Annotated in this window: 25 protein-coding genes; 15 read left to right on the top strand and 10 right to left on the bottom strand. The window is 63.8% G+C overall.

What is annotated here, in order from left to right; genetic code table 11:
- Both CK219_RS16705 and CK219_RS16700 read right to left on the bottom strand, forming a co-directional pair.
- Window positions 1-1107, bottom strand: a complete 1107-nt coding sequence (locus tag CK219_RS16705) for a glycosyltransferase family A protein (protein WP_095767825.1) — start codon at window positions 1105-1107, stop codon at window positions 1-3.
- On the bottom strand, window positions 1104-2924 hold the full coding sequence (locus CK219_RS16700) for a glycosyltransferase (protein WP_176477036.1): 1821 nt from the start codon (window positions 2922-2924) through the stop codon (window positions 1104-1106). Before CK219_RS16700 ends, CK219_RS16705 begins: the two co-directional genes overlap by 4 nt.
- Before the next feature lie 284 nt (window positions 2925-3208).
- Between CK219_RS16700 and CK219_RS16695 the strand changes: the two genes are divergently transcribed.
- The 6 genes from CK219_RS16695 to lpxK all read left to right on the top strand — a co-directional run bounded on the left by CK219_RS16695 (window position 3209) and on the right by lpxK (window position 8873).
- Entirely contained in the window at window positions 3209-4555 is a 1347-nt protein-coding gene (locus CK219_RS16695) for a TldD/PmbA family protein (RefSeq protein WP_095767823.1), read from the top strand.
- Entirely contained in the window at window positions 4542-5351 is an 810-nt protein-coding gene (locus CK219_RS16690) for a 3'(2'),5'-bisphosphate nucleotidase CysQ (RefSeq protein WP_095767822.1), read from the top strand. Before CK219_RS16695 ends, CK219_RS16690 begins: the two co-directional genes overlap by 14 nt.
- A 75-nt stretch (window positions 5352-5426) precedes the next feature.
- The gene (locus CK219_RS16685) at window positions 5427-5672 is read left to right on the top strand and encodes a DUF4170 domain-containing protein (protein ID WP_041002569.1); all 246 of its coding nucleotides are present in this window, start codon (window positions 5427-5429) and stop codon (window positions 5670-5672) included.
- Between the two features lie 5 nt (window positions 5673-5677).
- A complete protein-coding gene (locus CK219_RS16680; RefSeq protein ID WP_095767821.1) occupies window positions 5678-6457 on the top strand; it encodes a lysophospholipid acyltransferase family protein in 780 nt (259 codons plus the stop codon).
- A complete protein-coding gene (waaA, locus tag CK219_RS16675) occupies window positions 6454-7770 on the top strand; it encodes a lipid IV(A) 3-deoxy-D-manno-octulosonic acid transferase (RefSeq protein WP_095767820.1) in 1317 nt (438 codons plus the stop codon). The genes CK219_RS16680 and waaA overlap by 4 nt, the downstream gene beginning before the upstream one ends.
- A 74-nt stretch (window positions 7771-7844) precedes the next feature.
- Complete coding sequence (lpxK, locus tag CK219_RS16670; RefSeq protein WP_095767916.1) at window positions 7845-8873, top strand: tetraacyldisaccharide 4'-kinase; 1029 nt, start codon at window positions 7845-7847, stop codon at window positions 8871-8873.
- An 81-nt stretch (window positions 8874-8954) separates the two neighbouring features.
- Here the strand turns inward: lpxK and CK219_RS16665 are convergent, their stop codons facing one another.
- The 3 genes from CK219_RS16665 to CK219_RS16655 all read right to left on the bottom strand — a co-directional run bounded on the left by CK219_RS16665 (window position 8955) and on the right by CK219_RS16655 (window position 11137).
- On the bottom strand, window positions 8955-9893 hold the full coding sequence (locus tag CK219_RS16665) for a UDP-glucuronic acid decarboxylase family protein (protein WP_210200006.1): 939 nt from the start codon (window positions 9891-9893) through the stop codon (window positions 8955-8957).
- A 113-nt stretch (window positions 9894-10006) separates the two neighbouring features.
- The gene (locus CK219_RS16660) at window positions 10007-10810 is read right to left on the bottom strand and encodes a glycosyltransferase family 92 protein (RefSeq protein WP_095767818.1); all 804 of its coding nucleotides are present in this window, start codon (window positions 10808-10810) and stop codon (window positions 10007-10009) included.
- Between the two features lie 93 nt (window positions 10811-10903).
- The gene (locus tag CK219_RS16655; protein WP_040986608.1) at window positions 10904-11137 is read right to left on the bottom strand and encodes a DUF2093 domain-containing protein; all 234 of its coding nucleotides are present in this window, start codon (window positions 11135-11137) and stop codon (window positions 10904-10906) included.
- Window positions 11138-11252: 115 nt separating this feature from the next.
- On the opposite strand from CK219_RS16655, the gene CK219_RS16650 reads away from it, so the two are divergent.
- Window positions 11253-11855, top strand: a complete 603-nt coding sequence (locus CK219_RS16650) for a hypothetical protein (protein ID WP_095767817.1) — start codon at window positions 11253-11255, stop codon at window positions 11853-11855.
- Window positions 11856-11861: 6 nt separating this feature from the next.
- Here the strand turns inward: CK219_RS16650 and CK219_RS16645 are convergent, their stop codons facing one another.
- Window positions 11862-12788 (bottom strand): LysR substrate-binding domain-containing protein, encoded by a 927-nt coding sequence (locus CK219_RS16645; RefSeq protein ID WP_095767816.1) that lies wholly within the window; start codon window positions 12786-12788, stop codon window positions 11862-11864.
- Window positions 12789-12879: 91 nt separating this feature from the next.
- Between CK219_RS16645 and CK219_RS16640 the strand changes: the two genes are divergently transcribed.
- Both CK219_RS16640 and CK219_RS16635 read left to right on the top strand, forming a co-directional pair.
- Window positions 12880-13773 (top strand): EamA family transporter, encoded by an 894-nt coding sequence (locus tag CK219_RS16640; RefSeq protein ID WP_095767915.1) that lies wholly within the window; start codon window positions 12880-12882, stop codon window positions 13771-13773.
- A 40-nt stretch (window positions 13774-13813) separates the two neighbouring features.
- The gene (locus CK219_RS16635; RefSeq protein WP_141245361.1) at window positions 13814-14650 is read left to right on the top strand and encodes a hypothetical protein; all 837 of its coding nucleotides are present in this window, start codon (window positions 13814-13816) and stop codon (window positions 14648-14650) included.
- Between the two features lie 50 nt (window positions 14651-14700).
- Here CK219_RS16635 and mutL read toward each other — a convergent pair whose 3' ends face one another.
- On the bottom strand, window positions 14701-16575 hold the full coding sequence (mutL, locus tag CK219_RS16630; RefSeq protein WP_095767814.1) for a DNA mismatch repair endonuclease MutL: 1875 nt from the start codon (window positions 16573-16575) through the stop codon (window positions 14701-14703).
- 45 nt (window positions 16576-16620) lie between these two features.
- On the bottom strand, window positions 16621-17523 hold the full coding sequence (locus CK219_RS16625; protein ID WP_095767813.1) for a LysR substrate-binding domain-containing protein: 903 nt from the start codon (window positions 17521-17523) through the stop codon (window positions 16621-16623).
- An 89-nt stretch (window positions 17524-17612) separates the two neighbouring features.
- On the opposite strand from CK219_RS16625, the gene CK219_RS16620 reads away from it, so the two are divergent.
- The 4 genes from CK219_RS16620 (at window position 17613) to CK219_RS16605 (ending at window position 22035) form a co-directional block, all read left to right on the top strand.
- Entirely contained in the window at window positions 17613-19163 is a 1551-nt protein-coding gene (locus tag CK219_RS16620; RefSeq protein ID WP_095767812.1) for a trimethylamine methyltransferase family protein, read from the top strand.
- 58 nt (window positions 19164-19221) lie between these two features.
- Window positions 19222-20871, top strand: a complete 1650-nt coding sequence (locus CK219_RS16615; RefSeq protein WP_095767811.1) for an ABC transporter substrate-binding protein — start codon at window positions 19222-19224, stop codon at window positions 20869-20871.
- A gap of 92 nt (window positions 20872-20963) precedes the next feature.
- Window positions 20964-21437: a DUF3828 domain-containing protein gene (locus CK219_RS16610; protein WP_095767810.1), complete on the top strand. Its 474-nt coding sequence runs from the start codon at window positions 20964-20966 to the stop codon at window positions 21435-21437.
- Between the two features lie 4 nt (window positions 21438-21441).
- The gene (locus CK219_RS16605) at window positions 21442-22035 is read left to right on the top strand and encodes a YbjP/YqhG family protein (RefSeq protein ID WP_245340501.1); all 594 of its coding nucleotides are present in this window, start codon (window positions 21442-21444) and stop codon (window positions 22033-22035) included.
- Between the two features lie 221 nt (window positions 22036-22256).
- On the opposite strand, the gene queF is transcribed toward CK219_RS16605, so the two are convergent.
- Window positions 22257-22718, bottom strand: coding sequence for a preQ(1) synthase (gene queF, locus CK219_RS16595; protein WP_095767808.1), 462 nt, complete (start codon window positions 22716-22718; stop codon window positions 22257-22259).
- A 141-nt stretch (window positions 22719-22859) separates the two neighbouring features.
- On the opposite strand from queF, the gene CK219_RS16590 reads away from it, so the two are divergent.
- Window positions 22860-24905: an NADH:flavin oxidoreductase gene (locus tag CK219_RS16590; protein WP_095767807.1), complete on the top strand. Its 2046-nt coding sequence runs from the start codon at window positions 22860-22862 to the stop codon at window positions 24903-24905.
- 96 nt (window positions 24906-25001) lie between these two features.
- Here CK219_RS16590 and CK219_RS16585 read toward each other — a convergent pair whose 3' ends face one another.
- Entirely contained in the window at window positions 25002-25409 is a 408-nt protein-coding gene (locus tag CK219_RS16585; RefSeq protein WP_095767913.1) for a hypothetical protein, read from the bottom strand.
- Window positions 25410-25547: 138 nt separating this feature from the next.
- Between CK219_RS16585 and CK219_RS16580 the strand changes: the two genes are divergently transcribed.
- Window positions 25548-25985, top strand: a complete 438-nt coding sequence (locus CK219_RS16580; protein ID WP_095767806.1) for a MarR family winged helix-turn-helix transcriptional regulator — start codon at window positions 25548-25550, stop codon at window positions 25983-25985.
- The last annotated feature ends 23 nt before the right edge of the window (window positions 25986-26008 follow it).

Here is a 26008-nt window from a genome sequence, read left to right as displayed (position 1 = left end):
TTAGCCGCCGTCGGCCCTCGAGTCAGGTCGGGATTTTCTCTGACCCTGCAAGGCCAGGAATTGCTTATAGCCTTTGCGCCCCATGCGAGCGCGTAACGCCTCGCGCGTCTCGGCCTCTCCGCATGCTGCCAGGATCTCGTCGAAGTGATCAGCCAAAATATCCTGAATTGCAGGGTCGTTGAAATATGCCTTCAACGAAATCCCGTCCGGCACGCTGGGAGCATCCATCAGGGTCCAGAAAGCATGTCCGTGTGTCGACACAAAATCCCGGGCACGTGAGGCCAGTTCGCGCACCATAGCACTTCGCCGCACGCGCGAACGCTGATGGGCGGCTTTGCTGAATGTCCTCAAGTTCGGCAAGGAGGGCTGCGCGCCATGCACGTTGCCTCCGTGAATTCGGTAGGCCGAAAGCGGAAGGTCTATGCAGGCCGAACCAGCCAAGGCATGCACGAACGGCATGAAATAATTGTCGGTCGCGGCATTGCCGACCACAGCCAGGGATGGCTTGCATCGGACGAGATAATGCCGCTTGTACACGTTCGCCGTACCAGGCGACCAGTGCCAGCCGGCTTCGTGAGGCTCTATCACCGTGGACTGTTGCCCGAGCAGCTCGCGCTCCCGTCGTCCCAGAATCATGTGATCTGAGTGTGAACGGTCGGGATCAAGGGGGCTGCCCACTTTGCGGTGCAGCAACCATGCGAAACCGGAAGACAGCGGCCGCCCGGCATGATCGGTTTCAAGAACGCCGGCCGACGTGGCGCCGATCGTCGGGCAATCGCAATGAAGCTGGGCGTGAAAGGCCGCGAAGTTCGCGAACAGGAAATCGTCGGCGTCAACGATACAGACCAATTCGCCCGCCAGGCGATCCAGAACGTGAAGGAACGCGCCCATCTGGTGCAGGTTGTCATCCAGATATTCAAACGCCAGCCTGGGGTCGGTATTCTCGAATCGCGCGATGACATCGCGGCTGTCGTCGGTCGAGGCGTTGTCGAGGACAACGCATTCGAGCTCGGCGTAATCCTGCGACAGAACGCTCGATATCGCCTGGCCGACATACTGGCCGTAATTGTGGTTGATGATGACGAAGCTGATCTTCGGCGCGGTCATTGTCGCTTCCGTCCGATCCTCAGAGAGATGCGGACATCGCGGAACAGCGACTTCGAGAGGACGCGCATTGGAATTCGGCCTCCGAAACCGGCTCTGAGGATGGATCTTGCCTGGGCTCCGGAAAACCGGGCCAGCACCTCTCTGCTGAACCTCCTGGCACCGAAAACAGACCTCAATTGCAGCGCGTTGCGCTTGAATATCTCGACCGCGATCTCGTCGCTGAAATAGTCGCGCAACCTGTCGGGGTTTTCTCGTGTGACCCGGTCCACGACCGGCCAGAACTCGCCCCCTAAAAGCCAGTCGAACCTTTCGCTTCCTTCGATCAGATACTTGACGCTTTCATATGTGAATTTCCGCAATTTGGCCGCGTATTCCCTGGTCCCGGTGCGAATGCCCTCCACGCTTTCGCCGGTGGCGAAATAATTGCTTGAATGCAGGCGATAGCCGGACAAGGGCATGTCGATCAACGCGCTGCCGGCAACCGCATGGCATATTGTATTGAAATAGCCGTCGGCCGACGTCATCAAGGGTTTGCTGCCATCGTCCAACCGCAGCAGATGCAGGACCGAGGTGCGGAACATGTTGGCGCTGCCCGGCGCCCAGAACCAGCCGACGTGCGCACGCGGTATGGTCGCCGTGCTGGCGTCGAGGAGCCGGTATTGCGACGGGGAGACGGTCGGCAGTCGCAGCACGGTCCGCTCACCTCGGAGGCCTCGCTGCGCGCCCGGTCTGTTCAGCCGGAGTTGCTGGTACGAGGCCGTCAGGGCTTTGCCTGTCGAGTCCATCTCTGCGACGTTGGCCGAAGTGAAACCGACGCTTCGTTGCAATGCCATATGCACCTGAATGTGCGTCGAAGCGTAGTTGTCGAACAGCACGTCGTCCGCGTCCACGAAGGTGACGAATCCGCCGTTCACCTTGTCCAGAGCCCACAGCGCGGCGCCGAGCTGGCCGTGGTTCTGCGCCAGCGTCTCCACCCGGAAACGCGGATCGCCTTCGACATGCCGGGCAATCACCTGCGCGCTGTCATCGGTCGAGCCGTTGTTGATGATGATGCACTCGAAATGCGGATAGTCCTGCCTGCGTATGGAATCGATCGTCGCGCCGACATAGCTGCCGTAATTCCAGTTGATGACGACGAAGCTGACCAGCGGCGGCGACAGCGCGCCGCCGGCGAGCCCGTCAATGTCGCGGCCGGCGATCGTGAATGACTTGGCCGCGACGATCTCGCTCTTGCGAATGACGATCTGCTGGCCCCGGTGCAACAGCTCGTATTCCCCGGCGACCTGGCTCAGGAAAGCTTCTATCCCTGCCTGCGGCCGTCTGGCCATCGGCAGATCCGGCCTCCACCGGTAATCGTCCAGGATCATGACACCGTCATTGTCGAGCAGGTCCCAGGCCAGTCGGGCATCGCTGTAAACGGAGGTGGCGGAATGGTCGCCGTCGACATAGACCACGTCATACAGCCGTCCTTCGCCGGCAAGGCCTGGCAGGATCGTCAACGAATGGCCTTTGCGTTTCTCGACCCGGCCGGCGAAGGGCTTGAGGTTTCGGTCGAAGCGTCGTTCGACCTCGGCCATATCAGATTCATGCTTCGAGCCAGGCTCGAGATGCTCTTCGCTTCCCTGGAAGCTATCCACGCAGGTAATGCGGGATTTTGGCAGGAATTGCAGGAAAAACAGCGCGGAACGCCCTTCGAACGAGCCGATTTCGAGCACAGCCGTCGCCGTGCCGGCCTTGTCGCCGAGAAGCTCCTCCCAAAGCTTCAGGTGATGGGAGGTCCAGTCATGGGTAAACTCTCCGCCGACAAAATAATCCATCCTTCCCCCATTAGCCCGGCGCTGAAGCGCGCGCGGCCAAGCCCATTTCGTCAGAACGATACACTGTTCCAGCGATCGGAACCCCTTCCGGTCGCTTTGGACGGTTTGGCCGCGGTATCCTGATTGTCCTGAGCCCATTGCACAAGCGGCAATGGAACAATAGATGGTGCATGAGCATCCAGCAGATAGTGCGTGAGCATCCGCAGACGGTGCGTGAGCATCAATGGATGGGTGCGGGCGTGATCCCGACCTGACAGACCGCGTGAACAGACAGGAACAACCGCATGACCGATAAGCTCGACGCAGCGAAATTGACCGATCGCGTCGCGGCGCTCGTCGAGGCCGCCAGGCGCGCCGGCGCCGATGCGGCCGACGCGGTGGCGGTGCGCGGCCGTTCGGCCGGCGTGTCGGTTCGGCTGGGCAAGGTCGAAGGCACCGAATCGTCGGAGAGCGAGGACGTGTCGCTGCGCGTCTTCGTCGGCCAGCGTGTGGCGAGCGTCTCGGCCACCGCCGCCGCATCCGACCCGAAGGCGCTCGCCGAGCGTGCCGTGGCGATGGCCAGGGTTTCGCCCGAAGACCCGTTCCAGGGCCTCGCCGACCCCGCGCTGCTTGCCCGCAATTTGCGCGATCTCGACCTCTTTGACCCGACAGAGGTATCGGCAGACGAGCTGAAGGAAGCTGCACTTGCCGCCGAAGCGGCCGCGTTGGCCGTCAAGGGCGTCACCAATTCCTCGGGCAGCAGCGCCGGCGCCGGCCTGGGCGGTATGGTTCTCGCCACATCGCATGGCTTTGTCGGCCAGTACGTCGCCTCGCGTTTCTCGCGCTCGACCAGCGTCATTGCGGGTGAGGGAACGGCGATGGAACGCGACTACGAATTCTCGTCGCGCCAGCATTTCGCCGACCTCGACACGCCGGAAGAGATCGGCCGCAAGGCGGGCGAACGTACCGTTCGCCGCCTCGGCGCCCGCAAGGCGAAGACCGGCCCGGTCGACGTAGTGTTCGATCCGCGCGTCGCGCGCGGCATTGCCGGCCATCTCGCCGGCGCCATCAACGGCGCCGCGGTCGCCCGCAAGACCAGCTTCCTGCGCGACATGATGGGTAAGCAGGTGGCGTCGGCCGCGATCACCGTCACCGACGAGCCTTTGCGGCGGCGCGGCCAGGCCTCGCGCCCCTTCGATGGCGAGGGCATCGAGGGCGAGAAGCTGCTGATGGTCGAGAAGGGCATCTTGAATCACTGGTTCCTGTCCACCTCGGCCGCGCGCGAGCTCGGCCTTGTCACCAACGGGCGCGGCTCGCGCAGCGGCTCGTCGGTTTCGCCGTCCTCGACCAACCTTGCCATCGAGCCCGGCGAGCGCTCGCCGGAAGATCTGATCGCGTCGTTGAAGAGCGGCTTCTATGTCACCGAGGTATTCGGCCAGGGCGTCGACATGGTGACCGGCGAATACAGCCGCGGCGCTTCCGGCTACTGGATCGAGAACGGCGCATTGGCCTATCCGGTCGCCGAGGTGACGATCGCCTCGAACCTGAAGGCCATGTTCCTCAACATGGTTCCGGCGAACGATCTCGACCGTAATTTCGGCACCGCGGCGCCGACGCTCCTGATCGAAGGGATGACCCTTGCCGGCGCTTGACCAATTGAACTCGAGCGAGGCCCGCGACGATCTTGCTTTGCTGCGCGACGCCGCCCGCGAGGCCGGCGTCATCGCCATGGGCTATTTCGGCAAGAACCCGCAGGTGTGGATGAAGGGCGGCACCTCGCCGGTGAGCGAGGCCGATCACGCCGCCGATACCTACCTGCGCGAGACCTTGCTCCGGCTGCGTCCGGATTATGGCTGGCTGTCGGAGGAGACCGCCGATGACCATGCCAGGCTGTCGGCCCGCCGCACCTTCGTGGTCGACCCGATCGACGGCACGCGCGGCTTTCTCGACGGCCTGCATTCCTGGTGTGTCAGCGTCGCAGTGGTCGAGAACGGGCGCTCGCTCGCCGGCGTGCTCGAATGCCCGGCCAAACGCGAGACCTATTGGGCGCTGCCGGGCGAGGGCGCCTATCTCAATGACAAGCGCATCTATGTGCGCCCGCTGGGCGAAAGCGTCGATATCGGCGGACCCAAGCCGCTGGTCGACTTGATGCCGCCGGCATGGCAGGACAGGCTGCGGCGGACGGCCTACATCCCTTCGCTTGCCTATCGGCTGGCGATGATCGCCGCCGGAAAGCTCGATGCGACCTTCGTCAAGCCGAGCGCGCATGACTGGGACATCGCCGCCGCAGACCTCATCCTTGCCGAGGCGGGCGGAGCATTGCTCGACCGCACCGGCAAGCCGCCGCGCTATGCCGGCGAGGTGATCAACCATGGTGCGCTCGCCGCAGGCAGCGGCGAGCTGCTCGGCGTGCTCGCCAGGGTGATCGCGGGGATTGACCAAGGGTGAGTCGGCCCGCAGTTCCAAAATCGGCTGCTTTGGGCTAAACGTTTCACAAAACTCATGAATCTGCGAAGGATCGGCATGGCCGTGGAAGACGGAAAGAAGCAGCTTTTGCACCTGGTGTTCGGTGGCGAGCTGAAAAAGCTGGGTGGAACCGAGTTTCGCGACCTGGACGCGCTCGACATTGTCGGCATCTATCCCGACTATCAATCGGCGCACGCCGCCTGGAAGGCGAAGGCGCAGGCAAGTGTCGACAATGCTCATATGCGCTATTTCGTTGTTCATCTGCACCGCTTGCTCGATCCAGAATCGAAGGTCGGCGGTTGACGTCGATGGAGCATGAAGCGGTGAAAGGGGCGACCCGGCCGCGCGCCGCCAGACGCGGCGGAACGCGCACGCTGTGGCGGCGCATCCGCGAGCCTTTGGCGCAGTCGAGTTTCGTCAAGAACTTCATCGCCAGCCTGTTCGCCTGGTTCTTGCGGTTGATTCGCGTCACCAGCCCGCTCGTCGAAGGCTCGACCCGGGTAGCCGGCGGCGCTTATGCGCATCTTGAGCCGGGCATCATCGCGCTCTGGCACGGCCAGCACCTTTTGACCCCTGCCTATTACCCTGAGGGCCGGCCGCTGGTCGCCATGGTTTCGCGCAGCGCCGACGCCGAGCTCCAGGCGCTGATGATCGAGAAATTCGGCATCGAGGCAGTGCGCGGCTCCGGCGGCCGCGACAATTCGAGGCATTTGGACAAGGGCGGCGCCAAGGCCTTGATCGCGCTGAGGAAGGCGCTTGCCACCGGCAAGAACGTCGCCATGATCGCCGATATTCCGAATGGCACGCCGCGCGACGCTGGGCTTGGCATCGTTCTCCTGGCAAGGCTTTCCGGCCGGCCGATCCTGCCATCGGCCATCGCCACCAGCCGCCGCAAGGTGCTGGAGAAGAGCTGGGACAAGACCACCATCAACCTGCCGTTCGGCCGCTCCGCGGTCATCGTGGGCCAGCCTGTTTTCGTGCCCGCCGATGCCGATGACGCCGAGATGGAGCGCAAGCGCCAGGAGGTCACGGCCTCCCTCAACGCCGCGACGGCTGAGGCTTATCGCCTCGTGGACGGCGGCAAATGAGCGAGCGCTGGGCGCGTGCGGCCCTGACTGCCTATCGCTATGCGGGGGCGGCCGCCTATCCGCTGATTGGCCCCTATGTCGCCTGGCGCGCCTCGCGCGGCAAGGAGGATCGTGTCCGCCGCCGAGAACGCTATGGCATCGCCGGCCGTCCCCGTCCGGAAGGACCGGTGATCTGGATCCATGCCGCAAGCGTGGGCGAGACGATCGCGGTGGTGCCGCTGGTCGAGAGCATCCTCGACTATGGCGTCAACATCGTTTTGACCACGGGCACCGTGACCTCGGCCAAGGTCGCCGAAGAGCGCCTCGGCAGCCGCATCATCCACCAATATGTGCCGCTCGATCTGAAGCCCGCGGTAAGCCGTTTTCTTGATCACTGGCGGCCGGAACTGGCGATTATCGCCGAATCGGAAATCTGGCCGATGACCATCCTGGAACTTGGCGCCCGCAACGTGCCGCAGGTTCTGGTCAACGGCCGGCTGTCGGACCGCTCCTTCATGTCCTGGAAGAAGCGCGCCGGCGTTGCCGAGGCGCTGTTCGAGAATCTTGCCCACGTCATCGCCCAGTCGGATGTCGACGGCGAGCGGTTCCGCGCGCTGGGCGCCCGGCCGGTCACCGTTTCCGGCAACCTCAAGGTGGATACCAATCCGCCGCCGGTCGACGAGCGGGCCTTAGCCACCCTGCAGCGCCAGATCGGCGGCCGTCCGACCTGGGCTGCGATCTCGACCCATGATGGCGAGGAGGTCGTGGCCGCGGAGGTCCATGCCAGCCTGCATAGGCGCCATCACGGGCTCTTGACCATCGTCGTGCCGCGTCACCCCGATCGCGCCGATGCGCTGGCCGCGCAGATTTCCGGCATGGGCCTGTCCGTGGCAAGGCGCGGCAAGGGCGACCGCATCTCCCATGATACCGACATCCTGCTCGGCGATACGATCGGCGAGATGGGCCTTTATCTGAGGCTGACCGAGATCGCTTTTGTCGGCCGCTCGCTGACTTCGCAAGGCGGCCAGAACCCGCTCGAGCCGGCGATGCTCGAAACCGCCGTGCTGGCCGGGCGTAACGTGCAGAATTTCCGCGAGGCCTATCAGCGCCTGCTCGACAGCGGCGGCGCCAAGCTGGTGCGCGACCGTGACATGCTGGCCGGCGCCGTCAATTTCCTTTTGACCAACGAAGTGGCGCGCCACGAGATGATGGCGGCGGGTGCCGCCACCGTCGACGAAATGCGTGGCGCGCTTGCCCGCACGCTGAAATCGCTGGAGCCCTATATCCAGCCTCTGGTCGTCAAGGCGCGCCTGAAAGGCGCAAACGGGCGCTAGATCATGACCCCAGAAATCGGATCCGATTTTTGGAGAAGTCCATGCGCGAAACCGAGACGCATGGAGCAGGCGCGATGACCAGCGAAGCGCCACCCTTCTGGTGGGAAAAGCCGGACTGGCGCGTGCTTGCGCTGTCGCCCGCATCGGCGATCTATGGGCTGGTCGCCGGCCGTCGCATGCGCCACGCGCCGCGCGAGAAGGTCGCAGCGCCGGTCCTGTGCGTCGGCAACCTTACCGTCGGCGGCAGCGGCAAGACACCGGTCGCCATCGCTTTGGCCAAGCAGGCCAAGCGCATGCAGCTCACGCCAGGCTTCCTGTCGCGCGGCCATGGCGGCTCGTTCGCCAGGCCTCATGTCGTCGATGCGCATCACGACGCCGCCAAGCATGTCGGTGACGAGCCGCTGCTCCTGGCCGAGCATGCGCCCGTCGCGGTGACGGCCAACCGCGCCGCCGGTGCGAAGCTGCTCATCGAAGAACGTGGCTGCGATTTCCTGATCATGGATGACGGGTTCCAGTCGGCGCGCATCCATATCGACTATGCGCTGGTCGTGGTCGACGCCCGCTTCGGCATTGGCAACGGCCGAGTCATCCCGGGCGGGCCTCTCCGCGCCAAGGTCGTCGACCAACTGGTCTTCACCAGCGGCTTGCTGAAGATGGGCGAGGGGACCGCCGCCGACGGCGTCGTGCGCCAGGCGGCGCGCGCCGGGAGGCCGATCTTCCTGGCGCATGTCGAGCCGGCCGACCCGTCGCGTTTCGCCGGCGGCCGCTTCCTGGCCTTTGCCGGCATCGGTCATCCGGAGAAATTCTTCGACACGGTGCGCGGCGCGGGCGGCGAAGTGGCTCAGTCGCGCGCTTTTCCGGATCATCATTTCTACGCCCAGGACGAGCTTGCCGACCTCCTGGCGCTAGCGCGGCAGGAGGGGCTGCGCCTCGTCACCACCGCAAAGGACGCCGCGCGGCTGCGCCATGGCGAGACGCCTGCCGGTTTCCTCGCCCAGCTGGACGTGCTCGACATCGAGGCCGTGTTCGAGCTCGATCATGTGCCCGAACGCATCGTCGACGAGACGCTCGACGCCTGGCGCCTGCGCAAGATGCGGGGCTAATGCATGTCGCGCAAAAAATGTGCAGCGGTTTTGCGATAACGACATGCATGAAGACAAAGACTTAAAGCGGCGCGCCCACCGTCAATTGCCGTTGATGAGGCGGCGGAAGTAGCGAACCGTTTCGGCGAGCCCATCCTCGAGAGCGACGCGAGGAGACCAATCCAGCGTCGACCGCGCCAGACCTATGTCGGGTTGGCGCTGGCGGGGATCGTCCTGCGGCAGGGGCTTGAACTCGATTTTGGACTTGCCGCCCACAAGGCTCAATACAAGTTCGGCCAGTTCCAGGATCGTGACTTCCGTCGGGTTGCCGACGTTGAGGGGGCCCACGAAATCGTCGGGCGTAACCATCATCCGAACCATCGCATCGACGAGATCGTCGACATAGCAGAAGCTGCGGGTGTGGCTACCGTCGCCGTAGATGGTTATGGGATCGTTCTGCAAGGCCTGGACGATGAAGTTGCTGACCACCCGTCCGTCCGACGGGTGCATGCGAGGCCCGTATGTATTGAATATGCGCACCACCTTGATGGGTAATTTCGACTGACGCCGGTAGTCGAAGAACAGCGCCTCGGCGCATCTCTTGCCTTCGTCGTAGCAACTGCGCGGCCCGATCGGATTGACGTGCCCCCAATAGGCCTCGGTCTGGGGATGGACTTGCGGATCGCCATAGACCTCGGATGTCGATGCCTGAAGGATCCTGGCCCCGGAAGCGCATGCAAGATCGAGCATGTTGATCGCCCCATAGACGCAGGTCCTGGTCGTCTCGATCGGAATGCGCTGATAGTGAACAGGCGAGGCCGGGCAGGCGAGGTTGAAGATTTCATCCGTTTCGACTTTGAGAGGCACGGTAACGTCGTGCCTCAGAAACTCGAAATGTGGATTGCCCAGAAGATGACCGATATTTTCCGCCGAGCCGGTGGAAAAATTGTCGGCACATAGTACCTGCCGGTCTTGTGCCAGCAGCAGGTCGCATAGATGCGAGCCGATAAAGCCGGCCCCACCCGTCACAAGAACCTTCACAACAAACCCCCGTACCCGTCGCCCTTTGCTGTCTATAGCCCCAGAAAGGCGAAAGTGTCAGCACTGAAACGACGGAGTGGGGCCATCGATGGGAAGGGAAGAAGTGGCTACGGCTATCCTGCGCGCCGCATCGCCTGCAGGATCGCCTCGTCGCGCTCGACATTGAGCTTGCTTTCGAAGTCGAAATGCCAATCCCTGTCGCGCAGCGCGGAAGTTGAGGCGTCGCCGCGCCGGATTTTCTGGTCGAGGTCGGCGAGTGATCGCGACCAATAGTGATTGATCCTCAGGATATCGAACTGGGGAGGCATGCCGGGCGCGATGGTCCGTCGACGGGTGTCCATCCCTTCACCGGACAGGAATTTCGACTGATGGACGCCCACTCTGTAGACCATGCGCGGGTTGAGGATTGTCTTGACCGTCGTGATGTCCGGCCCGGCTCGCATCGTATAGGCCTCGACCACCGGCCGTTCCGGTCGCTCCGCTTGGCCGGAGGAGCCATAGAAAGCTTGCCAGACGCAAACGCCTGGCAGGTCGCGATAGTCCCTCAGAACCGAGGGTACGTCACGTCCGTCGGGTGCGAAAAGAAACTCATCGATGTCGAAGAATCCGATCCACAACGCTTCGCGCCAGCGCCTGCGGATGCAGTCCCTATAAGCCGACAGCTGCCCCACCGGCCGCGGCCAGTCGACCACCGTGACCAGGCCCTCCTGAATGAACGGATTCAATACGGCTTTGAAGTCGTCGGTCGAGAAGTTGTTGTAGAGATAGAAATGCTCGAATCCCACATTCTGATGGAACCTGATCCATTCGGCCAGGAACGGCGCTTCCTCGCGGAAGATTGCGCAGGCCGTCAGCTTGAATCGGGGCGCCCTCGACACCGCCCGATCGCGCCATCTCGCGCGCATGACAAGCGGCATGCGAAGAAGTGTCTTGAGAGATTTCCTGAAGTTTTTCAATGTAGTACCCTGAGCGGTCGAGCTTGGCTGCCAAGCGCCATGGGCTCGCAAGGCTTATCCGCGCTTGCGCAATTCCGGGTGCATCTCGATCTCGCGGGCAAGCGACACCGCGGCGTTCACATAGGGCTCCTGCCGGGCGACGCTCCAATATTTGAGCTCGTCGAGCGGAATGTTCTCGCCCGTCACCGCACAGCGCACGAAGGAGCCGGGACTGGTGACTTGGAAGTCGCCGTCGAGATAACGGATCCGGGCTTCCCTGCCGCCCGGGCCTTCGAAACGGTTCATCATGAAAGGACGCTGCAGTTCATCGGGTTTCAATCGCCATAAATCGCAAGCAACGTCAAGCTTGACGCAATGCTCATCCGGTATGGCTGCAGCGACAAATGGTTCCCGGAGCCCCCGCATGGACATCACTCCGACCCGCTTGAACACGCTGATCAATGAGGCGCTCACCCCCCAGGCGGTGCCATCGCCCAAGGCCGATCCGGCGACAGCGGCTTTGATCAAGACGCTGGTCCAGCCGCCGGCGCCATCAATGGTGCAGGCGGCGCAAATCGCGGCCCAGTCGCTGCAGAGCGCGCAGCCGCGCCCTGCCGTCCAGGCATCGCAACGCCTGTCGTCCACCGAGGCCGAGGACGCTTACCGGGCCGTCATGGAGCCCGATGCTGCCTTGGATGACGCGCGGGCAAGACCTTCGACGGGCAGGGCGGCGACAGATACCGATCAGGCACCGCGCGGCTTCGCCTCACGGCAGGCAGCGGTCGCCGACAATGCGCCCAGAGCCCCGGTTGCGCCTGCATTGTCCACATTTTCGCCGGCCATCGCTTCCGCCGCGATGCTGGTCGCGGCCAACGCCAACGCGCCGCGGCCGCGCGGTGCCGCGGCCGGTCCGGCTGGTCATGCCCCGAGATCGGAATCCGCGCCGATATCCCTTTGGACGATCTCGATCGTCACGGCAATCGTCTCGGCCGTGACCGCCACCATCATGGTTCTGTTGCTTCGATAAGCCCGCTCAAACGCCGTCCTGAAGGAAAGCCTCGAGCTTTTCCGGAGCAAGCCCTGCCTGTTCGGCGATGCGCCTGGCAAGGTCCGCCGCTGCCGCGCGCGGCCGGCCGACGGGGCGGTCCATCCAATAAGATACCGGATTGAGCGCAACGCGCTCGTCGACGGCAACGATGCGGCCGGATTGGAGCTGGTCTGCCGTCAGCGGGGGCCGCGCCAGCGCGATGCCCAACCCATGCGCGGCCGCATCGAGCACCAGATTATAATCCTCGAAACGCCGGTCCTGCGGACGCGGGCGATAATCCATGTCCTGCGCCGCGAGCCAGGCGCGCCAGGCGGATGCGTCGGAATCGTTGATCAGCGGGAATTTCAGCAGCCGGGCAGGGTCGCCTCGTCCGATCTCCTTCGCCAGCTCCGGCGAGGCGATCGGGAAAATATGCTCCTCGAACAGCTGCACCGAGATGCGGCCCGGAATGCGGCCGCGCCCGCAGCGCACCGAAAGATCGATGCCTTCGTCGGCGAGATCGGCCTGGCGGTTGTCGACGTCAAGCACGATGCGCAGCTTGGTCGGATGGTTCTCCAGCGCGGCCATGCGCGGCATCAGCCACAGCCCGCTCACCGACGGGATCGAGGCCAGCCGCACCACGGCCGTGCCGCGCGGCTCGACCCAGCGGTCGGAGTTGAATGAGATCAGCGCGAAGGCCTCGGCGGTCCTCAAATGCAGTCGGTTGCCCTCGATCGTCAGCGTCACGCCGCGCGCGTTGCGCTCGAACACTTTCAAGCCAAGCCAGTCCTCCAGCTTGGCAATCTGGCGGCTCACCGCGCCATGGGTGAGGTTGAGCTTTTCAGCCGCCGCGGAAAAACTCCCCATGCGCGCCGCCGCATCGAAGGCGCGCAGGGTTTCAAGCGGCAGTATCTGGTCAGAGCTGTGATCCATGCTCACAGCTGACTCTCGAATTGGTCGTTTGTCAATTGGCCGGCAATGGCGTTCTCATGCATCCATGACGCAGAAAGACGAGGTTACGGCAATGAGCGCTTACACCGGCACGTTGAATGAGACACGGCGCATGGACACCACCGCCGCAATCGCGGTGACGCTGACGGTCATCGGCTGGGCTTCGGCTTTCCCGGCGATCCGCGCCGGCCTTGCCGCCTTCCAGCCGCTGGAACTCGGCGCGCTGCGCTTTGCGATCGCGGCGGTTCCGGCCGCCATCTTCCTCGCGGTGAAACGCCCGGCACTGCCGCGGGTGGACGAGCTGTGGCGCTTCGGCTTCGGCGGCGCCATCTTCGTCGCGCTCTACACCGCCATGCTCAATTTCGGCGAGCTGACCGTCTCGGCGGGTGCGGCCGGCTTCATCATCAATGTCAGCCCGATCTTCACCGCTATCATGGCGATGGCGCTGCTCGGCGAGCGCTTCTCGGGGCTTGCCTGGCTGGGCACCGTTATTTCCTTCGCCGGCATCGGCATCATCGCGGTGGCCGACGGGCACGGCCTTCATTTCAACGCCGGCGCGCTGCTGGTGCTGGGCTCCGCGCTCTGCTCCGCCGTCAATACCATTGTGCAGAAGCCGCTCTTTGCCCGTCATCATCCTCTGACGATATCCGCTTCCAACATGGTGCTCGGCGCGCTCTGTCTGTCGCCCTTCCTGCCCGAGGCTTTTTCGCAGGCAGCGGTCGCCGACACCGCCGGTCTTGGCGCCGTCATCTATCTCGGTATCGTGCCCTCGTTGATCGCCTATGCCGCATGGGCGACCGCGCTGTCGCGCCTGCCCGCCGCGCGCGCCTCGAACTTCCTCTATCTCGTCTCGCCGACCTCCGCTCTGATCGGCTTCTTCTGGCTGGGCGAAGTGCCGTCGCTGCTCGGCATCCTGGGCGGCGCGCTGGCGCTGGGTGGCGTGATCGTGGTCAATTTGAAGCGTTAGTTCAAAAGTTTACGGCCGTTTCCGGGCTCGAGCTGAAAAGTTGAATGCGGCTACCGGCGGCCCCTGTGACGCAGGCGCAAGGCAAGCTATCCTGATCCGCCTTGACGGAGGGATAGGGGTGGGAAGAGGGTTCATTGCCGCGGTTGGCTGCTTGCTGCTGCTAAGCCAAAAAGCCTTCGCGGGCTGGTATCAGGTGGAGAACTACGAAGGTTCCATCGGACCGAACCCGGTTCACGTCTCCCTGCAGCGCTATGCCAGCTTCGGCAGCGGGATCAGTGTAAAGGGAAGCTATTTCTACGACGCCAAGCAAAGCCCAATCGCGATCTACGGCAAGGCGGAGGGCTCAAAGCTCACGCTGTGCGAGATCGCGGACGACCAGGAATTTCAACGCGTCCTCGTGATGGGGTCGAAAACACCCGTCGACACCACCGGATGTCCTTTCTCTATCGAGATCAGTGAAAGCGGCGCGGCGGGAAGCTGGAGCAAAGGCGTGGACAAATTTCCCGTTACGCTCAGGAAGGTCGCGAGTCTTGACAATACAGGCGACCTGAAGATCGACGGGACCGTCGAAATTCCCTTTTGGGCTGAGACGACCCGCGACAGATTTGCGGGGATTTACACGAAGTCCGACGCCGGCATCTGCATGACGAAAATGCTGGTGATCAACAAGAAGAAAAAGACGGCCGTTCAGGAGATCGGCTTCGACGATGAGGACTGCAACGCCGGTATGTCGACGACGCCCATTTATATGAACGTGCAAAAATGGGTGGAGGCAGGCAAGGACATCATTTCGGTGGAATTTGGAGGCGGCAAATTCGCAGGCGCGAACGACTATGTTCTCAACCCGAAGACAGGAAAATACCACCTCAAGCAATGATATTCAGCGTATGGCGCCGACCCTTGCTGTTGCAACGAGCCAGGGGACGCTCACCGCCGCCCGAACAGCCTTTCGATATCGGCGAGCTTGAGCTCGATATAGGTCGGGCGGCCGTGGTTGCAGGTGCCGGAGCCGGGTGTCGCCTCCATCTGGCGCAGCAGCGCGTTCATCTCCTCGGCCTTGAGCAGGCGCCCTGACCGCACCGAGCCGTGGCAGGCCATGGTCGCGGCTATTCTGTCCAGCCGCTCCTTCAGCGTCTCGACCGTGTCGTTGTCGGCGATCTCGTCGGCAAGGTCGCGCACCAGCTGCTGCACATTGGTTTCGCCCAGCATCGACGGCGTCTCGCGCACCGCCACCGCACCGGGACCGAAGCGCTCGAGGCCTAGGCCAAATTTGGCGAGCGTGTCGGAATGCATGGCCAGCCGCTCCGCGTCCTCTTCCGGCAGGTCGACGATCTCGGGCAGCAGAAGCATTTGTGAAGGCACGGCGCGCGAATGCAGCGCATTCTTCAGCGCCTCATAGACCAGCCGCTCATGCGCGGCATGCTGGTCAACGATGACGAGCGAATCCCGCGTCTGCGCGACGATATAGTTCTCATGCACCTGCGCGCGCGCCGCGCCCAGCACCATGCCGAGCAGCGCCTCGGACGGCTCGGCAATTCCGGCTCGCGCATCGGCGCTGGCGAGCGGGCCGGTGTCGAAGGCCGCCTGCTCGTTCTCGGCAAAACCATTGGCTTGCGATCTGGCCTCACCAGCGTCCATATCGAGCGGCCGTTGCGGCGAACGTGTCGGATCGAAACCGCTGGAGCTGAAGCCACTGTAGGCCGAGCCATAGCTGCGATGGCCGTTGGCCGGGCCGGCATGCGAATAGGGCGCCGCGCCCGGCCGGAATGCCGCCATCATGCCGGCGGCGCCCGTCGTCGCCGCGCGGATGCCGGCGCCGGCCAGCGCCTCGCGGATGGCGCCGACGATCAGCCCGCGCACCAGGCCGGGATCCCGGAAGCGCACATCGGCCTTGGCGGGATGGACATTGACGTCGACGGTCGAGGGATCCAGCGACAGGAAGAGCACCGTCACCGCATGCCGGTCTCGCGGCAGCACGTCGGCGAAGGCGCCCCGGATCGCGCCGGCGATCAGCTTGTCGCGAACCGGCCGTCCATTGACATAGGCATATTGCTGCAGCGCATTGGCACGCGTGTAGGACGGGATCGAGACGTGGCCGGCAAGGTGAACTCCCTCCCGCACGGCATCGATGGCAATGGCATTGTCCGGGAAATCCTTGCCCATCACTTGCGCGACGCGGGCAAGCCGGCCCTCCGGCGTGTCGCTGGTTGCGGGCAGTTCCAGCGTCGAGCGGTCGGCGCCGGCCAGCGTGAAGCGGACAGCGGGAAAGGCGATGGCGATACGCTTCACCACGTCGCTGGTGGCCGAGCTTTCGGCGCGCTCGCCCTTCATGAATTTCAGCCTGGCCGGGGTGGCGAAGAAAAGGTCGCGCACTTCGACCGTGGTGCCCCGGTTTGCCGCCGCCGGCTTCACCGCCGAGACGCGCCCGCCGTCGATGCCGATCTCGGCCGCGCTGTCGCCGCCAGCCGTGCGCGAGCGGATCGACAGCCGCGCGACGGAACCGATCGAGGGAAGCGCCTCGCCGCGGAAACCCAGCGAGCGGATGTCGTGGATGTTGTCGGACAGCTTGGAGGTGCAGTGCCGCGCGACCGCCAGCGCCAGTTCCTTTTCCGGAATACCCGAGCCGTCATCGGTGACGCGGATGAGATTGAGCCCGCCGCCGGCGGTGACGATCTCCACGCGCGAGGCTCCTGCGTCGAGCGCATTCTCGACCAACTCCTTCACCACGCTCGCCGGACGCTCGATGACCTCGCCGGCGGCGATCTGGTTGATCATCGTTTCGGAAAGCTGGCGGATAGGCATGAGGCGATTATAGGCGGATTCGAACGGCGTGGGGGAGGGGTCAGTTCACGCCTGCGCCACCAGCCAGTCCCTGACCCTGCGCGCATTCTCGCTGAGGTCGCGGTTCTTCGGCCAGATGACGTGAAAGCCGATGCCGGTCCGCATCACATGATCGGTCACCGGCACCAGCAGCCCTGATGCCACCAGCCGCTCGACCAGATGCCGCCATCCAAGCGAGATGCCTTGTCCCTCCATCACTGCCTGGATCACCAGCGCATAATCGTTGATGCGCAACCCGCGCTCCGCATTGCGCAGGCTGGTTCCGGCCGACGCGAACCATTCGTCCCAGTTCGGCGCCTCGCGATAGGGTTCCTCGAGATGGATCAGCCGGTGCGTTGCCAGTTCCTCGACCGTCTTCGGCTTACCGAATTTAGCGAGGTAGTTCGGCCCGGCGACCGGGAAGATCTCCTCGTCGGAGAGCGACAGCGAGTGGTAGTCCGGCCAGTCGCGCGGCACCCCGCCGCGCACGCCGAGCGGAATCCCTTCGGCGATGATGTCGAGGTCGCGGTCGGCGGTCTGGATGCGCAGGTCGATACCCGGCAGTTCGTCGCGGAACTGCTGCAGGCGCGGCATCATCCAGAACGAGCCGAAAGCCGTCGAGGCGGCCAAAGTCACATGGCCGCCGGTTGCCTGCAGGCGCAGGTCCTCTGCCGACTTGCGGATATGCGACAGGCCGAGCGAGACGTCGGCATGGAAGCGCTCGCCGGCTTCCGTCAGAAGCACCTGGCGGTGGCGCCGCTGGAAAAGCTTGGCGCCGAGCTGCTCCTCCAGTCCACGCACCGCATAGGAAACGGCGGCCTGCGTCATGCCGAGCTCGCGCCCGGCGGCGGTGAAGCTCGACAGCCGGCCGGCGGCTTCGAAGACGATGAGGCTGCCGGCCGAGGGCAGGAGGTGGCGCAGGCTTCGCATAAGGTGAACTTATACAGAAGATCAGGATTTTCCAGCGTCACAGCCATATTTTGCCTCGCTAACGTGAGTGGCGGGAAGAAGGAGTCTCCATGAACGCACCGGCCGTTGAATTGACCGAACAGACCCACCGCCGCGGCGGCGGCCGTCTTGGCCGCAAGGCGCTGAGAAGCGCGCCGATCGCATCCTTCCCGACCCTTGTGCGCAAGATCCCCGCCTATGAGATCGTGCCCGACGAGGCGGTGGAGCTGATCCACGAGGAATCGCTCAAGATCCTTGAGGAGGTGGGCTGCGAATTCCGCGACGACGGGGCGATAGAGCTCTGGAAAGCGGCCGGCGCCGATGTCAGGCAAACGCGCGTCCGCATCGACCGCGCGCTCCTGATGGAACTCGTCTCGAAAGTTCCGCCTGAGTTCACGCTCAACGCGCGCAATCCGGAGCGCACGGTGCGCGTCGGCGGCAAGAACTCGATCTTCGTGCCGATGTATGGCGCTCCCTATATCCGCGACCTCGACAACAAGCGCCGTTACGGCACGCTCGCCGACCTCAACAATTTCCACAAGATGGCCTATATGGCGCCGGCGCTGCATTCCTCGAGCTCCGTCATCTGCGAGCCGATGGAAATCGCGGTGCCGAAGCGGCATCTCCACATCATCCATTCGGCGCTGAAACATTCCGACAAGCCGTTCATGGGCATCGTGACATCCAAGGAGCGCGCCGAGGACACGATGGCGATGGCCGGCATCGTCTTCGGCGAGGAGTTCGTGCGCGACAACCCCGTGCTGGTGGCGATTACCAACTGCAATTCGCCGCTGGTCTGGGACGCCACCATGATCGACGCCATGCGGGTCTATGCGAGCCATAACCAGCCGCTGATCCTGGCGCCTTTCGCGCTGTGCGGCGCCTCGACCTCGGCCTCCGCCGTCGGCGCGGTGGCGCAGGTCAACGCCGAGGCGCTCGCCGGCGTGGCGCTCACGCAGCTCATCCGGCCCGGCTCGCCGCAGCTCTACGGTCAGTTCATGGTCACCGTCGACATGAAGACCGGTGCGCCGATGGGCGGCACGCCGGAAGCCGCGCAGATGATGTATCTGATGGGCGCGCTGGCCAGGAAATACAAGCTGCCCTGGCGCACCTCCGGCTTCCATGTCGGCTCCAAGCTCAACGACGCGCAGGCGGGCTACGAGGCGAACATGCTGATGCATGCCGCGATCCTTTCCGGCGCCAATTACATCTGGCATTCGGCCGGCTGGCTGGAGGCGGGCCTCACCTGCGGCTATTCGAAATTCGCCACCGACTGCGAGCAGCTCGTCGGCTGGTATAAATATGCCGGCGGCGTTCCCTTCGACGATTTCAAGGAAGCGATGGCGGCAATCCGCGAGGTCGGTCCGCAAGGGCATTTCCTCGGCACCCAGCACACGCTCGAGCATTTCGAGAGCGCCTTCTTCATGCCCAACATCATGGACTTCAATTCCTTCGAGCAGTGGAGCGCCGAAGGCGCCAAGGATCATGACACGCGCGGCCGCGAAAAGGCGCGCGCCATGCTCGCCGACTATCAGGAGCCGAAGCTCGACGAAGGCATCGCCGAAGGTCTCAGGGATTTGATCGCCCGGCGTGAGGAAAAGCTGCCGGACAGCGTTAGTTAATAGACGATAGTTCAAGCAAAAGGGCAAAAGACCCGCTCAAACCAATGGGAGAAAGAGAATGACACTGTTCAGAAGCAATGGCGACCGGGTCCCGGTCGCTATCGAGGCGATGGCCGAGGAAGCGCGGGCAGGGCGTGTCGACCGGCGCGAATTCCTGGCTCTGGCAAGCGCTTTCGGTGCATCGACGGCTTTCGCCTATGGCATGCTCGGCCTTGCCGCGCCGACCAAGGCCCTTGCCGATGAGCCCAAGAAGGGCGGTACGCTGCATGTCGCGATGTCGGTCAAGGCGCAGAAGGATCCGCGCACCTATGACTGGACGGAGATGGCAAACGTCACCCGCACGTGGCTGGAACCGCTGGTGCGCTACACGCACCAGTTCACTTTCGAGCCGGTGCTGCTCGAAAGCTGGGACGTCAATGACGACGCCACCGAATACACGCTGCACCTGCGCAAGGGCGTGACCTGGAACAATGGCGATGCCTTCAACGCCGATGACGTGGTCTTCAATCTGAACCGCTGGTGCGAGAAGGGGGCGTCCGGCAATTCCATGGCGGCTCGTGTCGGCGCGCTTATCGATGCCAAGACTGGCAAGGCCAAGGACGGCGCGATCACCAAGGTCGATGACCACACGGTCAAGCTGAAGCTCAACGAAGCCGACATCGCCATCATCCCCGGCCTCACCGACTATCCGGCCCTGGTCGTGCACCGCGACTTCGACAAGGACGGCGCCGACCCGATCAAGAAGCCGATCGGCACCGGAGCTTTCGAGCTGGTGTCCTATTCGGTTGGTCAGAAGGCGGTCGTCAAGCGCCGCGAGAACGGCAAGTGGTGGGGCGGCGAAGCGCCGCTCGACGGCGTGGAGTTCATCGACTACGGCACCGACTTCAACGCTACGCTGAATGCCTTCGATTCCGGCGAGATCGACCTCGACTTCGAAACGCCGGCCGACTACATCGACCCGCTAGACAAGATGGATCTGGTGAAGTCGGAGGTCGCGACGGCGACCACGCTCGTTGCCCGCACCAACATCACGCATAAGCCCTATGACGACAAGCGGGTGCGCAACGCGCTGCAGATGGCGGTCGACAACAACCAGGTGATGCAGCTCGGCTATAATGGCCGCGGCACGGTCGGCGAGAACCACCATGTCAGCCCGATCCATCCTGAATACTACCCGCTGCCCAAGAAGGAGCGCGACGCCGCCGGCGCCAAGAAGCTGATGGCGGAGGCAGGTCAGGCCGATTTCGAGCATGAGCTGATCACGGTCGAGGACGAATGGCAGAAGAACACTGGCGATGCGATTGCCGGCCAGCTGCGCGACGCCGGCATCAAGGTGAAGCGCACGGTGCTGCCCGGCTCGACCTTCTGGAACGACTGGACGAAATATCCTTATTCCATGACCATCTGGTACATGCGCCCGCTTGGCGTGCAGGTGCTGGCGCTCGGCTACCGCACCGGCGAGGCCTGGAACGAGACGGCCTACTCCAACCCGGAGTTCGACGCCAAGCTCAAGGAGGCGCTGTCGCAGATCGACGTCGCCAAGCGCAAGGAAGTGATGAAGGACGTCGAGGCGATCCTGCAGGACTCCGGCGTCATCGTCCAGCCCTTCTGGCAGAAGCTCTACTGCCACATGAACAAGAAAGTGAAGAACTATTCGATGCACCAGACCTACGAAATGGACTTCCAGAACGTCTGGCTGGATGCCTGAGCGCGCCTGGACTTCATGAGCCGCAAAAAAGGCGATATGCAGGATGCGTGGCGGCGAGCTTGCCGCCACGCACCGAACCCCGGAGATCCTGCATGAAGCTGGTAGTGCTTGCCGCTGTCCTTTCGATTGCCTTGCCCGGCGCCGCGCTTGCCGGACCCGCGTCCAACGCCGTGAAGTTCTTCTATGTGCCTGCGGTGAAGTTCGAGGCGGACGCCAAATACCGTGACCGTTTCACCGAGCCGGTCACCAGGCTGTTCGAAGCCAACGACAAGGCGCAGAAGGAGAAGCCCGACGAGGTGTCCTGCATCGACTTCGACCCCGGCCTCGACGCGCAGGATTTCGATCAGAAGACCCTATCGAAGACGCTGAAGCTCACCGAGGCCGTCAATGGCGACACCGCCGAGGTGACCGCAAGCTTCAATCTTTTCCCGGAAGGCGATGACTCCAAACGCGAAATGGTGTGGTCGCTGAAGAAAGTGGACGGCAAGTGGAAGATCGCCGACATCAGCTCCAAGACCAACGACTGGAAGCTCAGCGCGCTGGAATGCGGCGCCTCGACGGAGTGATGCCGTGCTTCGCCTTCTCGTCCTCGCGCTGTCGAGCTTGTCGATGCTGGCCGCGGGGCTGAGCGGCGGAGCCTCGGCGCAGGGGCTCTTCGGCTCGCCGCCGCCAAAAGCCTCACCCGACGACAATGCGCCGGCGGATGGTGCGGCGCCGCCTGCCACAACACCGGCGCCGCAAACCGCACCGGCCGAACCGGTGCCTTCCGCGCCCGTCCTGCCCGGATCGCCGACGGCGGTGGTCAAGCCGTTCTACGAGCATCTTGGTCTCGAACTCGATCCCGCTCAGCGCAAGAACTTCATCGAGCCGGCGAAAACCGTGCTCGACAAGAGCGATGCGCTGCGTGCCTCGGGGGAGGGCGAATGCCTCGACCCCAACATGGCGCTCGACAATGCAGATTACGACAAGCTCGCCATCGACCGGAGCCTGCGCACCATCGAGGCGGTCAATGGCGACGAGGCCAAGGTGGTGGTCGCCTTTGTCGTCGAGGGCCACCAGCACCGGCTGGAATGGAAGCTGAAGAAAATCGGCGGCGCCTGGAAGGTTTCCGACCTTCTGTCGGTAACCGGCGAATGGGCGCTCAGCCAGTACCAGTGCGAGTGATGGTGGTGATTGAAGAACAGGGCTGGCGATCCTTCGCGCCCCCCTCTGTCCTGCCGGCCATCTCCCCCACTTGGGGGGAGATCAGATGCCGCGCCGGCTTTCGCCAATCTCCGGCGTTGCCGGATAGACGGGGCGCCGAAGCTGCCAATCTCCCCCCTTGCGGGGGAGATGTCCGGCAGGACAGAGGGGGGTGCTGTCCCGCCAGTCTTTCGCAACAAATCTCAACCGCGTCCGCGATAGGGCGCAACACCGGTGTCAGGCAGCCATACATCCTTGGGCGGCGCGCCGGTCTGCCAGAACACGTCGATCGGGATGCCGCCGCGCGGGAACCAGTAGCCGCCGACGCGCAGCCAGAGCGGGTTCGTGGCCTCCACGATGCGGCGGCCGATCATCACCGTGCACTCCTCATGGAAGGCGCCATGATTGCGGAACGAGGTCATGAACAGCTTCAGCGACTTCGATTCCACCAGCGTCTTGTCGGGCGCGTAGTCGATGACGATGTGGGCGAAGTCCGGCTGGCCGGTGACCGGACACAGCGAGGTGAATTCCGGGCAGGTGAAGCGCACGACCGCCGGCGGGCCGTCACCGCGATTGAAAGGCACGGTTTCCAGGACCGCCTGTTCGGGGCTCTGTGGCGTCTCGACGTGCTTGCCGAGCTGGGTGAGGTTTTTGGCGTCGGTCATGGGCGGGCTCCTTGCTCCCGGCCGTTGGAAGCGCAGTTCAATGCGGCGGGCGCGAAACGAAGGTTGAAAGAAGCGTTGCAGTCCTCACGGGCGCAGCGCGTTTGACCGCTCATTAGCACAATTTGAAACGGCAGGAAGACAATGACCAGCAACGACCCGCTTCTCCAACCCTATCAGCTCAAGCACCTGACGCTGAAGAACCGGGTGATGTCGACCAGCCATGAGCCGGCCTATTCCGAGGACGGCATGCCGAAGGAGCGCTACCGGCTCTACCATGCCGAGAAGGCCAAGGGGGGCATGGCGCTGACCATGACGGCAGGCTCGGCAATCGTTTCGCGCGACAGCCCGGCCGCCTTCGGCAATCTGCATGTCTATGACGACCGCATTGTGCCTTGGCTCGCCGAACTGGCGGACGCCTGTCATGAGCATGACTGCAAGGTGATGATCCAGATCACTCATCTCGGCCGCCGCACCGGCTGGAACAAGGCCGATTGGCTGCCGGTGCTTTCGGCCTCGCCGATGCGCGAGCCGGCGCATCGCGCCTTCCCGAAGACGATCGAGGAATGGGACATCGAGCGCATCGTCGCCGACTATGCGTCGGCCGCACAGCGCTGCAAGGCAGCCGGCCTCGACGGCATCGAGTTCGAATCCTACGGCCATCTGATGGATGGCTTCTGGTCGCCTTTGACCAACCACCGCGACGACGAGTTCGGCGGCTCGCTCGATAACCGGCTGCGCTTCACCGACATGGTGCTGGATGCGGTCCGCGCCGCCGTTGGCGAGAAATTCATCGTCGGCATCCGCATGGTCGCCGACGAGGATGTCGAAAATGGCATCTCGAAGGAAGTGGGCATCGAGATCGCCAGGCGCTTGGCCTCATCCGGCAAGGTCGATTTCCTGAACATCATCCGTGGCATGATCGAGACCGATGCGTCGCTGACCAAGGTGATCCCGGTTACCGGCATGCGGTCCTCGCCGCATCTCGATTTCGCCGGCGAGGTGAGGGCGGCGACGAAATTCCCGACCTTCCATGCGGCGCGCATTTCCGATGTCGCCACCGCCCGCCACGCCATCGCCACCGGCAAGCTCGACATGGTCGGCATGACCCGCGCCCATATCGCCGATCCGCATATCATCCGAAAAGTGATGGAGGGCCGCGAGCACGAGATCCGCCCCTGCGTCGGCGCCACCTATTGCCTTGACCGCATCTATGAAGGCGGTGAGGCGCTGTGCGTCCATAACGCCGCGACCGGCCGCGAGGCGACCATTCCGCACGTCATCGCGAAGAGCGAGGGACCGAAGAAGAAAGTCGTGGTGGTGGGCGCGGGCGCCGGCGGCCTGGAGGCCGCCCGCGTCGCGGCCGAGCGTGGCCATCAGGTGACGGTGCTCGAAGCCTCCAGCCAGGCCGGAGGACAGGTGCGCTTGGCGACCCAGAATCCGCGCCGCAAGGAACTGATCGGCATCATCGACTGGCGGTTGGCCGAGCTCGACCGGCTCGGCGTCGAGATCCGCTACGACACCTGGGCCGAGAAGGACGATGTGCTGGCGCTGTCGCCGGATGTGGTGATCGTGGCGACCGGCGGCATGCCGCAGAACCCGCCGCTGAGCGCTGGCGACAATCTCGTCACCTCGAGCTGGGATATCATGGCCGGCAGCGTCAAGCCGGCCGAGAACGTGCTGCTCTACGACGACAATGGCGGCCATCAGGGCATGGGCGCCGCCGAACTCATCGCCAACAGCGGCTCCAGGCTGGAACTAGTCTCGCCGGAGCGCTTCTTCGCGCCGGAAATGGGCGGCATGAACCACGTGCCCTATATGCGCGTCTTCCACGAAAAGGGCGTCACCGTCACCATCAACACAAGGCTGCGTTCTGTGCGGCGTGAGGGCAACCAACTCATCGCCGAGCTGGCATCGGATTTCGCCGAAGGCTGGCGCGGCGAGCGGCGCGTCGACCAGGTGGTGGTCGAGCACGGCACCGCGCCACTCGACGATCTCTATCTTGCGCTCAAGCCTTTGTCGAAGAATTGCGGCGCGGTCGATTATGAGCGGTTAGTGAGTGGCGGCGACATCTTCCCCGCACGCAATCCCGAAGGTGGCTTCGTGCTGTTTCGCATCGGCGACGCGGTCGCGTCGCGCAACATCCACGCCGCCATCTATGACGGCATCCGGTTCGGGATCAGGATTTGAGGGTTGGTGACGCGCAACGGGCCTTTGCAAGGAGAGCCACCTGCCGCTTCGGTCCGTTGCGCGCCGCGCCCGGTCGGCTTCGCCGGCCGTGCGATGTCAAAACAGCTTGGCTGTCGCCATGCAAAATACGGTGATGACCAGCAGCCCGCCCGCGATGCGTTCGCCTCTGGTCATCTTCGCCCGCAACTGGGTCTGAGTCGCAGCGTCGGCGCCAGCCAGCCGCCTGCTGGCCGAGGCGACAAGCGCGCCCTGCACGCCGGCGGCGATCAGCGCCGTCAAAATGCCCAGCGCCAACACCTTCTCCATCGAGCCGAAAGCACCCTCGTGGAAGAAATACCAGAGCAGTATGCCGGTCAGGAACGCCAGGCCGGAGGCGCCAAGCTGCGGTCGGATGAAGTGCTCCGCCCTGATCTCCGGATCGCGGGCAACCGCAATGGTCGTGCCGGCCCAGAACACGCCGGCCATGACGTGCAGGCCGATGGTGACGATATAGACAAATTGCATGACCGCATTCCTCTTTGCCGCCCGCCGCGCGTCGCAGCATGTCGACGCCATCATAAGACAAAGTTAGATATCTAACGGTTAGATGTCAATCATTAAGCCAAGTTTCGTGTTCCGATCGCTTTGCTCTACTGTCAGGTCATGACACCGTTTGATCGCCCGCCTGTCGGCATGAATCTCGCCCGCACCTCGAAAGTGGTGGCGCAGGCTTTCGATGCCGCCATGGCCGAGGCCGGCGGCACGCTGCCGGTCTGGCTGACCTTGCTGTCGGTCAAGTCGAAGGAACTCGCGAACCAGCGCGAGCTTGCCGGCATGATCGGCATCCAGGGCGCGACGCTCACCCATCACCTCAACGCCATGGAAGCGCAAGGCTTGCTGACACGCCGCCGCGATCCGGAAAACCGCAGGGTCCATCAGGTGGCGTTGACGGAAGCCGGCGAAGCGCTGTTCGAAAAGTTGCGCCTCGCGGCGGTAGCCTTCGACAAGCGTCTGCGGGCTGGTATCCCCGATGACAAGCTCGCCGAATTCACGCAGGTGCTTGCGGCCCTTAGGCGCAACGCCGAGCCGCCTCAGTCGTAACCGGCTATCGCGCCGAAGGCGTA

The sequence above is a fragment of the Mesorhizobium sp. WSM4313 genome, assembly GCF_002294725.1.
GTDB lineage: Bacteria > Pseudomonadota > Alphaproteobacteria > Rhizobiales > Rhizobiaceae > Mesorhizobium.
Note: the sequence above shows the minus strand (reverse complement) of the source record. Positions and strands in the feature narration are given on the sequence as shown.

What these genes read in the sequence shown, in the direction of transcription:
- CK219_RS16705 (WP_095767825.1), bottom strand. Translation starts at nt 1,107, where the DNA reads ATGACCGCGCCGAAGATCAGCTTCGTCATCATCAACCACAATTACGGC.
- CK219_RS16700 (WP_176477036.1), bottom strand. Translation starts at nt 2,924, where the DNA reads ATGGATTATTTTGTCGGCGGAGAGTTTACCCATGACTGGACCTCCCAT.
- CK219_RS16695 (WP_095767823.1), top strand. Translation starts at nt 3,209, where the DNA reads ATGACCGATAAGCTCGACGCAGCGAAATTGACCGATCGCGTCGCGGCG.
- CK219_RS16685 (WP_041002569.1), top strand. Translation starts at nt 5,427, where the DNA reads ATGGCCGTGGAAGACGGAAAGAAGCAGCTTTTGCACCTGGTGTTCGGT.
- CK219_RS16680 (WP_095767821.1), top strand. Translation starts at nt 5,678, where the DNA reads ATGGAGCATGAAGCGGTGAAAGGGGCGACCCGGCCGCGCGCCGCCAGA.
- waaA (WP_095767820.1), top strand. Translation starts at nt 6,454, where the DNA reads ATGAGCGAGCGCTGGGCGCGTGCGGCCCTGACTGCCTATCGCTATGCG.
- lpxK (WP_095767916.1), top strand. Translation starts at nt 7,845, where the DNA reads ATGACCAGCGAAGCGCCACCCTTCTGGTGGGAAAAGCCGGACTGGCGC.
- CK219_RS16660 (WP_095767818.1), bottom strand. Translation starts at nt 10,810, where the DNA reads ATGCCGCTTGTCATGCGCGCGAGATGGCGCGATCGGGCGGTGTCGAGG.
- CK219_RS16655 (WP_040986608.1), bottom strand. Translation starts at nt 11,137, where the DNA reads ATGATGAACCGTTTCGAAGGCCCGGGCGGCAGGGAAGCCCGGATCCGT.
- CK219_RS16650 (WP_095767817.1), top strand. Translation starts at nt 11,253, where the DNA reads ATGGACATCACTCCGACCCGCTTGAACACGCTGATCAATGAGGCGCTC.
- CK219_RS16645 (WP_095767816.1), bottom strand. Translation starts at nt 12,788, where the DNA reads ATGGATCACAGCTCTGACCAGATACTGCCGCTTGAAACCCTGCGCGCC.
- CK219_RS16640 (WP_095767915.1), top strand. Translation starts at nt 12,880, where the DNA reads ATGAGCGCTTACACCGGCACGTTGAATGAGACACGGCGCATGGACACC.
- mutL (WP_095767814.1), bottom strand. Translation starts at nt 16,575, where the DNA reads ATGCCTATCCGCCAGCTTTCCGAAACGATGATCAACCAGATCGCCGCC.
- CK219_RS16625 (WP_095767813.1), bottom strand. Translation starts at nt 17,523, where the DNA reads ATGCGAAGCCTGCGCCACCTCCTGCCCTCGGCCGGCAGCCTCATCGTC.
- CK219_RS16620 (WP_095767812.1), top strand. Translation starts at nt 17,613, where the DNA reads ATGAACGCACCGGCCGTTGAATTGACCGAACAGACCCACCGCCGCGGC.
- CK219_RS16615 (WP_095767811.1), top strand. Translation starts at nt 19,222, where the DNA reads ATGACACTGTTCAGAAGCAATGGCGACCGGGTCCCGGTCGCTATCGAG.
- CK219_RS16610 (WP_095767810.1), top strand. Translation starts at nt 20,964, where the DNA reads ATGAAGCTGGTAGTGCTTGCCGCTGTCCTTTCGATTGCCTTGCCCGGC.
- queF (WP_095767808.1), bottom strand. Translation starts at nt 22,718, where the DNA reads ATGACCGACGCCAAAAACCTCACCCAGCTCGGCAAGCACGTCGAGACG.
- CK219_RS16590 (WP_095767807.1), top strand. Translation starts at nt 22,860, where the DNA reads ATGACCAGCAACGACCCGCTTCTCCAACCCTATCAGCTCAAGCACCTG.
- CK219_RS16585 (WP_095767913.1), bottom strand. Translation starts at nt 25,409, where the DNA reads ATGCAATTTGTCTATATCGTCACCATCGGCCTGCACGTCATGGCCGGC.
- CK219_RS16580 (WP_095767806.1), top strand. Translation starts at nt 25,548, where the DNA reads ATGACACCGTTTGATCGCCCGCCTGTCGGCATGAATCTCGCCCGCACC.